The sequence below is a fragment of the Pelatocladus sp. BLCC-F211 genome (assembly GCF_041928655.1).
In the GTDB taxonomy this organism is placed as follows: Bacteria; Cyanobacteriota; Cyanobacteriia; order Cyanobacteriales; family Nostocaceae; genus Pelatocladus.
This window is the reverse complement of record NZ_JBHFLM010000050.1, coordinates 19,601-31,634: the sequence shown is the minus strand read 5'-3', so window position 1 is coordinate 31,634 and position 12,034 is coordinate 19,601. Positions and strand designations below refer to the sequence as shown.

Below are 12,034 nucleotides of genomic sequence, written 5' to 3'. Positions count from 1 at the left end.
CTACCCCGCCGTATAGACGGACGGGGTTTCTAATTCCCCGTCTGGCAAAGGCGTGAGTTTTTGACGCTTCATCTGTCCAAGTTGGTTCATCGAGCCAATATGCTTACGCTTTTTGGTCGAATCAGTAGAGCTTAGACATCCACAGTCTACGAGGCTAGTTCCTAACCCCGGTTGCGTATTTGTTGCAACGTTGTACATGACCATCACAGAACCTCTATCACGTGGGATCTCAAACCCACACGCATCGCAAATATGATATCGGTTTGACAATTCTGCCCAGTATTTATGGATTTTCCCACAATTAGGACAGCGTTGTGATGGTTTGATTTGTTTGGTAGGTAGCGTCAACATCAAGCCACCCTTCTGTTCAATTTTGTAAGCAATCATTTTATTGAGCGTTCCAAAACCAACTGAAAGGATGGATTTATTCAACCCGGCTTTTTGTTTTTTACGTTTACTACCTTTTTTAGCTTTGCGCGTCATCCCCTTTCTATTCACTTGCATATTGTTTTTGTGACCAAATACAGACGCAAAGTGCTAACAGAATCAATGATTCAAGATATGAAAGAAGTTTTTGAGAGAGTGCTATCAGCAAATAACTCAAAACTTGAAGATTGTAACGGGGAACCAGATCATGTTCATTTGCTGGTGGATCTGCACCCTGATAACAATATTTCTGACCTGATAGCATCTCTCAAATCGGCTAGTAGCAGGATTTTGAGGGAAAAATATAAGTCAGAAATTGATAAATATTATTGGGGTAAGGCTAAATTATGGCACGATTCCAAATGTGTCGTTTCTTATGGAGGTGCGCCTTTGCAAATAGTCAAGGATTACATTCAAAATCAATCGGGTGGGAGATTGGAAAAGTTAGGGGCGTCGTAGACGCGGAGCGGCTTCTCGCAGAGTACCCCTAACTTTTTCCCCGCTATCCATCCCCACCGCATAGGCGGATGGGGAATTCCGCCGAATCCGTTAATGCGTCTTTGCGGTTCAATATTGTTTTGACTAACTTGATGCTGAATTGGCCGCTTCAGACGCTTTCGCTGGTACAGTACCACCCATGCGAATTTCAGAAGTGAACGAAGCCATGCTAAAACCACCGAAGCGCTTTAGGACGCCGACTCGCATCCGTAAATTGGGGCTAGCAAACCAGAGGCGCTCTTCAGACCACATTGTTTCGTATTCTGTAATTAAGGTCAACGCCTCATCATCACCGATCTTGTAACTGCCAGCAACAGGCATTTTTTCAGCATAACCCATTTCCCGCAATAACTTGCCTTCATTGGGATTATCTGGATTCGGCACTGGTACTAATACCGTGGAACCTTTGTGATCTTCTTCATCCCATTGCATCGTACCTTTCCAAGTGACTCTCGCACCACAGGAAGCACGTTTGGGGTCAATTTCATTTTGTTCGCACAGTTTGATCACCTCTGGGTGATCTACTGCCACCATTTCAATAATAATATCTGATTTGCCAGACTCTGATTGCTTAAAAGCTAAGTGGTGACTAGTACGATGGGAAAACCATTTACCAGCACTTAACTCAAAAAATTCTTTAATATTCATGAATCAAATTACCTTGCGTCAAAATCTTGATGATCCCACTTATTACAAGGTAGCAGGAAGGGGGAGATAGGGGACAAGGAGGACAAGGGAGACAAGGGAGACAAGGGAGACAAGGGAGACAAGGGAGACAAGGGAGACAAGGGAGACAAGGGAGAATGTAAATGAAATCTCTCCCTTTTATTGACATATTTACGTCTTTGTGTTTTTGTCTACCTATTTGTGTCCTCAAGCTTGATAGCCTGCTTCCTCTAATCGTTTGAGAGAGATTCTTGCAGATTCAGCGACGTTTTTGTTACTGTCTTTTTCTAAATATTTTAGTGCGGAGACACTTTTAACAGTGGGAAGTTGACCGAGAGTTTCGGCTAAACGTTGTCGCACCAACCAGTCATCAGATTGAGCAAAACGTAAAACGCGATCTACTGCGTCGATATCTTTAATTTCTCCTAGTGCGGCGATCGCTGCTTGTTGTAGTACGATTTCTTCTCCGTCTAGGGCTTGGTAAAGGAGTTCACGGGCGCGGGAGTCTTTGAGATTACCTAGTGAAACAGCTGCACTAAAACGGACTAGCCAGTCAGTATCTTCGTAAAATGCCCTTGACAGAGGCTCAAAGGCCCTACCATCACCCAAGTATCCCAGCGCACCAGCAGCACCTGCACGAATGCTATAGTCTGGATCAGTTTCCAGAATTTTTACCAAAAGAGAGTAGCACTCTGAAGTTGGTTTAATCCCCAAGGCAAATATTGCCATCGATCGCAATTGCAGAGACTCATCATCCAACACTTTTTTAATTAAAGGTACAGCATCCTCTGCTGGTACATCTTTCAACGAAGCAAGGGCTACCATGCGATCGCGCAGATTCGGACTGTCTAACTGAGTGGAAATTTCCTCTAAGCTTGGAACTGCCATTTGGTTTAATTGGCTTTTGCTACTTAATACATATTAAGTATTATTACGTTTTTTTCAGATACATTCACCATCTTTAGGTTGATTGTTGGGGATAAGGGATAGGGGATAGGGGATCAGGGATCGGGATTAGTGTTTGTTCTTCCCTTGTCTTCCTTGTCCCGATCACCGATCCCCTATCCCCTGTCTCTTCCTCCTTTCCTCAAGCTGGAGTAAGATTTCAGCGTGCATCTCGCGGGTAATGGGATAAAAGTACGCCAAAATTAAGCCACAAATCAAAGCTACTGCTGGTAATGGGCCAATTGAAACACGAATTACTTCTAATACTGCATCTGGTTGGATTGGTACAGGTATCTCTGGTGTGGGTTTAACATATCCGGCCGCACCTAATCTTTGCAAAACCAAGTTCACAGCTAACCCTAAACAAATTTTTTGCAAAAAAACTATGAAACTATAAAAGATACCTTCCCGACGTTGTCCAGTTTGTAATTCATCAAGTTCGATCACGTCTGGTAGCATTGACCAGGGAACTAAATAAGCTGTGGATACCCCAAAACCGGCTAAAACTGCTAAACAATACATCAACACGATTTGCTCAGGCTTGACGAAAAACAGTCCAGCCTGAGCGATAATCCATAAACTCATACCCATGTAGTATACAGCTTGTTTGCCGACACGCTGACTAATCGCGCTCCAGACAAACATCATACTCATCGCAGTTCCTTGCACTGCCAGCAGTACTAAGCTAATGTGCCATTGGGGAAGACGCATCCAACTAATCACAAAATAAGGAATAATCCCAGCTGTTAGTTGTACAGCTAACCAAGAACAAAGATATATCCCGATTACAAACAAAAAAGGGCGATTAGTAAAAGCTATTTTGAGTTGTTGCAGAAAGGGAATGGAAACTGTTTGTTCTATCTGGGGGTGTAAATTTGCCACAGCTTGAGCGCGTTTTTTTGTTCCCCAGACACACCAATATATGGGAAAAACAGAAATAATCGCACAAATTAATCCTATTAATAAAAATTGTAAGCTGCGATTATTAGGAATTATTAGAGAAATGACTAACCCAATAATTAAAGCTAGAATGCTTCCACCAATTGAAAAAGTAAAACGAAAGCTGTTGAGGCTGGTACGTTCATCGTAGTCTTGGGTTAGTTCTGCGGTCAGAGCTGTATATGGTAAATTAACAATTGTATAGAAGGCATTAAACAAAATTGAAATCGCAGTGTAATACCAAAATAAACCCCACTGATTTGCATTTTCGTTATTACTAAAGTGAGGTACAATCCACTGCAAAAAAAAGAAAACTCCAAAGGGAATTGCTCCCCAAATCATCCAAGGATAGCGTCTCCCCTGACTGCTTTGAGTGCGATCGCTCAACACCCCCACCATCGGATCGTTGACTGCATCCCAGACTTTACCGACTAGTTGAGTCTGTCCTGCTAGCTGGGGATTCAAGCCAGCTACATCTGTCAGGAAGGGTGACAAATAAGAAATCCCAATCATGGCGGTAATTGCTGTACCCAAATCTCCAGCACCAAAAGCCAGCTTAGTACTAAGGTCTAGTTTTTCATTCTCAGCGCTTTGCTGGAAATTACCATCAGGGACAGAATCGCTCATATTACACTACGCTCATATTAAGATAAAAACTTTGGTTTGCCATTTTTTGGTTTGCCATTTATTTATAGCTATAATTAACTTCCCCTACTTATGTCAGACCTTTACATTTCTTGGTCAGATTATCACCGCAAAATTGAACAACTGGCTGCTCAAATCTATCAATCCGGTTGGGAGTTCAATCAGATTATTTGTCTTGCTAGAGGAGGACTACGGGTAGGAGACATTCTCTCCCGTATATATAAGCAGCCATTGGCAATTTTAGCAACATCATCTTACAGTGGCCCAGGCAAGCAAGAAAGGGGATGTTTAAACTTTGCTCGCCATTTGACAATGACTACAGAAAAGTTAGGTTCGCGTATTCTTTTAGTAGATGATTTGGTAGATTCTGGAGTGACTCTCAAAGAGACTACACCTTGGTTAAAGATGTATTCTGATGCTCCGATAGAAGAAATCCGCTCTGCGGTAATTTGGTATAAAGCTTGTTCAGTAATCAAACCTGATTACTACGTTGATTATTTGTGTGACAATCCTTGGATTCATCAACCGTTTGAACATTATGAGTTTATGAAGCCGGCGGAATTGTTGGAAGTGGTTAGTGGCTAGGACTTTTCAACTGATGCGATCGCACCTCGTGCTGCTCGATTGTCAAATCCATAACCGTATAGACCCTCGGTAATGGAACCGCTAGAATTCTTTGCGCTTTCGCCAAAGGAGTGTCAAAATCTGTTATGAATACTCGACAAAAGCAGGAGTTAACCCTTGAAGAACGCTGAGTTTTCTGGAAAACCGCGAAACTCATCACCTCTGTCTGGTGAAGATATTCCAGCAGCTTTACGCGATACTCCTGATACAGTACCCAGGAGGCGTCTGCCCCTCTTGGTTTTGGGAATTGGCGGATTAATTGGTTTTACGGTGCTGGCAATAATTAGTGGTTTTTTGTTCGCCTCGACTGCGCCGAAAAAAGATGCAGTTTCTCAGCCTTCGCCTACTAATTCAACTCCTGCAACTACACAAAATAATAATACCGACCAAGTTCTTGGACATTTAGTATACACAGAAGCACCAGAATCAGAACTAGTAGCAATTTCCGCAGATGGACGGCAAAGAATGCGAAAAGTAGCCGCCCAAAAATATCAGGAAATGATCGCCGCAGCTAGAAGTGCTGGTGTAATTTTGACACCGATTTCTGGTTTTCGTTCAGTTAAAGAGCAAGAACAATTATTTTTTGGAGTAAGTTCTCAACGCAATCAAACCCCAGCTCAGAGAGCGGCTTTAAGCGCTCCTCCTGGTCATAGCGAGCATCATACAGGTTACGCTGTGGATATTGGGGATGGAGCAGTCCCAGCCACTAACTTGAATGAGAATTTTGAAAACACCAAAGCTTTTCAATGGCTACAAGCAAATGCTGCTCGTTTTGGCTTTGAGATGTCCTTTCCCAAAAATAATCCTCAAGGTGTAAGTTATGAACCTTGGCATTGGCGTTTTGTAGGCGATCGCGACAGCCTAGAAACTTTCTACAAAGCCAAAAATATCAAGCCGACTCAAACACCGCAATGAGAGAAGGCAAAACATGGAGGACAAGGGAGACAAGGGAGACAAAGGAGACAAGGGAAGCGAGAAAAACAAATGACAAATGACAAATGACAAATATTTAAATATGTCGTCCCATAATGACTAAATCCCTTTCTACACCATCCAATTCAGCAACTTTGGGTAAGTATCCCCAATTTTGAAAGCCGAATTTTTCAAACAGTTTTAAACTGGGATAGTTATGGGCAAAAATAAAGCAGACTAAATTTTTGATGCCTAAGCTAGGACTTTGGTTAATTGCTTGAGTTAGTAGTTGTTTTCCTAAACCGTGGCGATGATACTTAGGATCAATGTAAATACTAACCTCAGCAGTCGCGTGATAGGCTGGTCGCCCGTAAAAAGATTGTAGACTGATCCATCCAGCCACAACACCCTCGACTTCGATTACCCAAAGGGGACTTTTTGAGGGCGATCGCGCACTAAACCAAGTACGACGACTTTCGACTGACACTGGTTCTAAGTCAGCAGTTGCCATGCGGCCGGGAACTGCGGCGTTGTAAATTGCCACTACCTTTGGCAAGTCAGCTTCTGTCGCATGGCGGATAGTCATTCGATGTTTGGATTTTGGATTTTGGATTGACAGAACAAGGCAAAAGTTAAAAGTAGAGACGCCATTCATGGCGTCTGTACAAAGTCAAAAGAAGGAAAAAGAAAAATATTTAAAAAATCATACACTGAATTATTCCCGTGGGATTACTTCTGAGGGTTATAGATCCGCGATTTTTATAGACACTCATAGGGTGGCTTCCCGGAGGATAGAAGTCGAGGATCTCAACAATCGCTCTGAACTGGAATACTAATGAAAAACTCTGCTCCCATTCCTGGGGTGGAATTTACCTCCAGAGTACCTTGATGTTTTTCCTCAATAATTTGACGAGCGATAGATAATCCTAATCCAGTTCCCTTACCTACAGCTTTGGTAGTAAATAGGTGATCAAAGATTTTTTGCTTGACTTGTTCTGACATCCCCACGCCATTATCTTGAATGCGGATGAAAACAGAATTTTGCTCTTGGCTCATCTCAGTAGTAACTGTAATGCAATTGGGATTGGCTTGAATTTCCTGAAAGCTACGACCAGAATTTGACTCCTCTAAAGCATCTATGGCATTTGCTAGTAGATTCATGAATACTTGATTCAATTGACCAGCAAAACACGGAATTGGAGGTATATCGCCATAATTTTTTACAACTTCAATGGCGGGACGAGTTTCATTCGCTTTGAGACGATGTTTGAGAATCAAAATAGTACTGTTAATACCCTCATGAATATTAAAGGTGATTTTATTTTCAGTATCTGCTCTGGAAAAGGATCGCAAGCTATCACTAATACTACGAATGCGCTCTACACCTTCTTGCATTGACAAGATTAATTTAGGTAAATCTTCACGTACATATTCCAAATCTATAGCTTCAATTTCTGCTTGGATTTCTTCATCGGGATCGGGATATTTTCGCTGATACAGATTGATGAGGTGAAACAAATCCTGTGCATAATTTTGAGCTGGTTCCAAGTTACCAGCAATGAAACCAACAGGATTATTAATTTCGTGGGCGACTCCTGAAACCATATTACCCAGTGCGGACATTTTTTCATTTTGCACCAGTTGTAGTTGTGCTTGCTGGAGATGATTGAGAGACTCTTCTAGTTGTTGAGCATAATCTTGAGCTTGTTGATATAAGCGAGCATTTTCTAAAGAAATCGCCGCTTGGGAACACAACAGACTCAGCAATTCAATACGAGAACTAGTAAATGCCCCTGCTGTTAAGCTATTTTCCAAATAGAGGATACCGATTAATTTGCCTCGATTGAGAATTGGATGACACATGAGGCTCTTTGGCTGTTGGCGTTGGATATAAGGATCGTTTTGTAAATATAAAAATTGCTCAATACTTGTACTTGCACTTGTGATTGAGTCATCAATTACCAAGGTTTGATGGGTGCGAACTACATAGTAAATAAAGCTAATTGGTAATATTTGACTACCTTCTAAAGGAGTCGATTGAAGTACTTTAGCTCCCGCTTCTTCTATGCTACCAGTAGCTTCAATTACCCATTTTTCAGCTTTGGATAAAATCAAAGCGCATTTAGTAGCCCCAGCATTCTCCAGAACCACTCGCATTAAAGTAGAAAGCAATTGCTCTAATTGAATTTCTACTGATATCGCTTGAGCAGCTTTCATCACTCCTGCTAAGTCAAGTATTGTTGATGTTTCTTGACTAGTAGAATGGATTGTTTTTGTAGAGATGAGGGAAATGGTTTCACCTAACTTGCTAGGTTTTCTTTCTGTTTGGAGGATAAAAGTCAGTAATTGGGGATAGTTAGATTCTAAGTGAGCGACTTTAGCTTTAGCTCCCCAACGAGCATAGGCGTAGTAAGCGTCTGTCATATAGACAGAGGCTATTTTGTTTTTGCCCCATTCTAAATAGAATTTAGCGGCGAGTTCTTGAGCTAGGGCTTCTTCGTTGACGTATTCGTTTTCTTTTGCTAGGGCGATCGCTTGATCATATAATTCCATCGCCTCAAGATATTTACCGAGAATGCGATCGCATTCTGCTTCTACTAGATAGTACTTATGCAAAAAGTTCATGGGCGCATGTTCTGCCCATTGTTGCATTTTTTCCTGATTCCCTTGGACTTTCTGGAGGATATCTGCTTGCTCAACTTCCGATACATCAGAATATACAGCTAACCTCGCCAAAGAATCATAAAAATTAATCAAAGAAACAACTATTAACCCAGTAAGTCCACCTAAGCATTTTTCCGCCATTGTAGCATTTTCTACAGCTTGAGGATACTCCTCAAACAGATAGCAGAGCATCAGCTTATTAAGAAATAAATGACCCATTGTATAAAAATCATTCATTTGCTGATGGCGTGGTAAGATTTCTTGTTCATCAAGAGCCACACCAATTAAACAGCATACATTTTCCGCTTTTCCTTGCAAATTTAAAACAGTCTGCCAATAAATTTGATTCCAAGTTAGGGCTACTTGTTGCTTAATTTGGGTAAGTGCTGCACAATATGTCTCCACTGCTTTTTCTGTTTGATCGAGTTCCTTACCACTCCAGAATGAATGCACGGGATAAATATAGGCACAATAGCCAGCATATTCTGAATCCCCCATTTCCAAACCCATAGTATAGCCTTCTAAGGCTGGAGATAAGGTATTTGTGAGATGTTCTTTCCAAAACTTAATATGGGCATTTACAACTGTAAAAATCTTGGCTTTGAGTTCCTTTGCATCAAATTTCGCTAATATTTTTAATGATAGATTACCAAATTGATATCCAGAATCAATATTTCCGAAAACTCCACATAAAAGCAGTCCATAAAGACAATAACCATAGGCAGAAACTGCACAGTTACCATGATTTGCTGATAAATTTACCATTTTTAACGTAATTATCGGCATTAACTCAGGAACAGTCTGAAAAGCTGCGGGGAGTACTGCCATCAAAAGACGCATTGCTGCTATTTTCTCTGGATGATTCATAGCAGGTAAATTCACTAAATCAGCAATTTCTCTGTCTGCTAAATCAGCATTTACCTCTGCAATAGCTTGTTGAATTTGATTATTATCAGGTTTTTCTGGAATGCTAATATCTAAATTATGTAAAATAAATAGTGCAAGTTGAATCGCTTGTTTTTGTTGAGATTGGATTATATAAGCGGTAACTTTAATTTCATAAATTTTGATTTTATCTAAAAGTGTTTGAGCTTGTTGTAGAGCAATTTCTGCAAACATTTCCATTTGCTCAAAATTACTGCTAAAGTAAGCTGCTTCAGTTGCCTCTGTATACAGACATAATGTTAATTCATACTGACTCTGCCAACAATCTTTTCTGAGTAAGTTTATCCCTCGTTTTAGATAATCAATAGCAGCAATAAAAGCCGTAGTATTTTTAGCTTTTTGACCAGCAATTAAATTTAAACTTACCAGTTCATCTCGCTGATATTGCTGAGTAATTAACTCGGCTCCGATATTCAATTGATTAACAATTGCAAAAATCTTTTTTCGCCATTCTGTTTGAGGAGTATTCTGTAACAACAGTTGTCCAATCTGAAGATGGGTAGATTTTTTATGATCTGCTGCAATCAGAGAATATGCTGCCTGCTGTACACGATCATGTAAAAATTTATAAATTGGTAATTGCTCAAAATTTTCCCTGTTATCTATTACTAATGAATCATTAATATCATCCTGGAAAAACTTATAAATCTCACTTTGAGGTACAATCAAACCTGATTGTAGTGCTTTCCACAAATCAGTTGCTGTTTTTTCAAGAGATTGTTCACAGACAATTGCCAGTGTGTTTAAATCAAATTGGTTCCCAATACAGGCTGCAAATTGTAATACTTTTTGAGTAGACCCAGGCAGTTTTTGCAGTTGTAATGCCATGAAATCCACAACATCATCTTTGAGAGTTAGTAAGCGAATTTGTGAAATATCGCATTGCCAATATCCGCAATTGTAATTAAAATTAATTAAAGCATCTTCATATAAAGACTTAAGCAATTGGTTGGTAAAAAAAGGATTTCCTTGAGTATTTTGGTAAACCAGTTCAGTTAAAGGTAATGCTAATTCGAGAGAACAATTAAGAGTATCAGCAATTAGATAATTAACGTCTGATTGTCTGAGGGGAGATAGATTAATTGTATTGATAGATAAACCTTTTTTGCTGATTTCTGCTAGAGTTAGCATCAATGGATGAGCGTTTGTGACTTCATTATCTCGATAGGCTCCTATCAGTAATAAATGTCTTGTTTCACTTTCACTGATGAGCAATTTGATTAATTTCAGAGAAGCCAAATCAGCCCATTGTAAATCATCCAAGAAGATTACAAGAGGATGTTCTTTATCGGCGAAGACTTGAATAAATTTTTGAAATACTAAATTGAAGCGATTTTGAGAAGCAGTTCCAAAAAGTTCAGGAACAGGTGGTTGAGAACCGATAACTTTTGCTAGTTCGGGAATTACGTCAATAATTACCTGTGCGTTATCACCTATATTTGCAAGAATTTTGGTTTTCCACTGTTGTAAATTTTTATCACTTTCACTCAACAATTGCCTAATTAAATCACGGAATGCTTGTACAAAGGCAGAAAAAGGAATGTTACGTTGAAATTGATCATATTTTCCTTTGATAAAGTAACCACGTTGTCGCACAATTGGTTTGTTGACTTCGTTAACAACCACAGTTTTGCCAATACCAGAGAATCCTGCTACTAAAATAATTTCTCCTCCCTTGCAGAGTTCGGGAGGGTTAGCAACTCGGTCAAAAGCTTGCAATAACATTGCAACTTCAGCTTCACGACCATAGAGTTTTTCAGGAATCAGAAAGCGATCGCAAATATCACGATTTCCTAATTCAAAGGGAATAATTTGTTTGGTCTTTTCCCATTGTTGCAGACACAATTCTAAGTCATGCCTCAAACCAAAAGCACTTTGATAGCGATTTTCGGCATTTTTTGCCATTAGTTTGATCACAATATCTGACAAAACTTGCGGAATTTCTTCTCTATCCCCTATCCCCTGTCCGCTATCCCTTAAAACTGGTGGTTGTTTAGCAATATGACAATGCACTAACTCTAATGGATCATTGGATTCAAAAGGTAATTGTCCAGTGAGAAGTTCAAAGAAGGTGACGCCTAGAGAGTAAAAATCACTGCGGTAGTCAATTCCTCGGTTCATGCGTCCAGTTTGTTCTGGAGATAAATAGGCTAGAGTTCCTTCTATAACTTTGAGATTTTGAATTTCTTGGGTTTCTCTAGGAAGTAAAGAAGCAATGCTAAAATCGATAATCTTTATTTGTTTGGTTGTAGGATGAATGAGGATATTGGCTGGTTTAATATCTTTATGAATAATGCGATCGCGATGTAGTTTTTCTAGAATCAGGCTAATTTCAATCGCAATGTGGAGAAATTCTTCTATTGAAACGATGTTTTGCTTCATCCATTCCAGAAGAGAGATACCCCCAAAGTCTTCCATTACCAAAGCATAACGATTACCGTAGGTTTCCAAACTTAGTGGTTGAATAATACCAGGAATATCAAGATTTTTGGCGATCGCGTACTGATTACGAAATTGCACAAGTTCACTGAAGCTAGGATATTCATTCCGCATCAGTTTAATCACAACAGGTTTTTGATCTTGGTTTCTCCAACCTCGATAAACAAGGGTTCTAGTACCTGTGTAGATTTGTTCTAAAATACGATAACCTCGAATCTTAACTGTAGTTTCTACCATGTTGATTTCAACCACTGATGCTTTGTTCTATAAGATAGTTTTCCCGTCAGTGTAGTTTTTGTATCAACTAATGCTGGAAATTATGTATTTTACT

At 39.9% G+C, this 12,034-nt stretch carries 9 protein-coding genes; 3 read left to right on the top strand and 6 right to left on the bottom strand.

The window, feature by feature from the left end:
* A complete protein-coding gene (locus ACE1AT_RS05125; RefSeq protein ID WP_374866219.1) occupies positions 1–504 on the bottom strand; it encodes a zinc ribbon domain-containing protein in 504 nt (167 codons plus the stop codon).
* 45 nt (positions 505–549) lie between these two features.
* Between ACE1AT_RS05125 and tnpA the strand changes: the two genes are divergently transcribed.
* On the top strand, positions 550–885 hold the full coding sequence (gene tnpA / locus ACE1AT_RS05120) for an IS200/IS605 family transposase (protein WP_374866275.1): 336 nt from the start codon (positions 550–552) through the stop codon (positions 883–885).
* A gap of 123 nt (positions 886–1,008) precedes the next feature.
* Here tnpA and ACE1AT_RS05115 read toward each other — a convergent pair whose 3' ends face one another.
* From ACE1AT_RS05115 to ACE1AT_RS05105, 3 genes are all read right to left on the bottom strand, one after another.
* Complete coding sequence (locus tag ACE1AT_RS05115; RefSeq protein WP_374866218.1) at positions 1,009–1,572, bottom strand: phycobiliprotein lyase; 564 nt, start codon at positions 1,570–1,572, stop codon at positions 1,009–1,011.
* Positions 1,573–1,797: 225 nt separating this feature from the next.
* The gene (locus ACE1AT_RS05110) at positions 1,798–2,478 is read right to left on the bottom strand and encodes a HEAT repeat domain-containing protein (RefSeq protein WP_374866217.1); all 681 of its coding nucleotides are present in this window, start codon (positions 2,476–2,478) and stop codon (positions 1,798–1,800) included.
* Positions 2,479–2,640: 162 nt separating this feature from the next.
* Positions 2,641–4,101, bottom strand: coding sequence for an MFS transporter (locus ACE1AT_RS05105; protein WP_374866216.1), 1,461 nt, complete (start codon positions 4,099–4,101; stop codon positions 2,641–2,643).
* 90 nt (positions 4,102–4,191) lie between these two features.
* Between ACE1AT_RS05105 and ACE1AT_RS05100 the strand changes: the two genes are divergently transcribed.
* Positions 4,192–4,704 (top strand): phosphoribosyltransferase, encoded by a 513-nt coding sequence (locus ACE1AT_RS05100; protein WP_374866215.1) that lies wholly within the window; start codon positions 4,192–4,194, stop codon positions 4,702–4,704.
* A 156-nt stretch (positions 4,705–4,860) separates the two neighbouring features.
* Positions 4,861–5,658, top strand: coding sequence for a D-alanyl-D-alanine carboxypeptidase family protein (locus tag ACE1AT_RS05095; RefSeq protein WP_374866214.1), 798 nt, complete (start codon positions 4,861–4,863; stop codon positions 5,656–5,658).
* Positions 5,659–5,752: 94 nt separating this feature from the next.
* Here the strand turns inward: ACE1AT_RS05095 and ACE1AT_RS05090 are convergent, their stop codons facing one another.
* Complete coding sequence (locus tag ACE1AT_RS05090; RefSeq protein ID WP_374866213.1) at positions 5,753–6,241, bottom strand: GNAT family N-acetyltransferase; 489 nt, start codon at positions 6,239–6,241, stop codon at positions 5,753–5,755.
* A gap of 221 nt (positions 6,242–6,462) precedes the next feature.
* The gene (locus ACE1AT_RS05085; RefSeq protein WP_374866212.1) at positions 6,463–11,955 is read right to left on the bottom strand and encodes an AAA family ATPase; all 5,493 of its coding nucleotides are present in this window, start codon (positions 11,953–11,955) and stop codon (positions 6,463–6,465) included.
* Positions 11,956–12,034 lie beyond the last annotated feature (79 nt).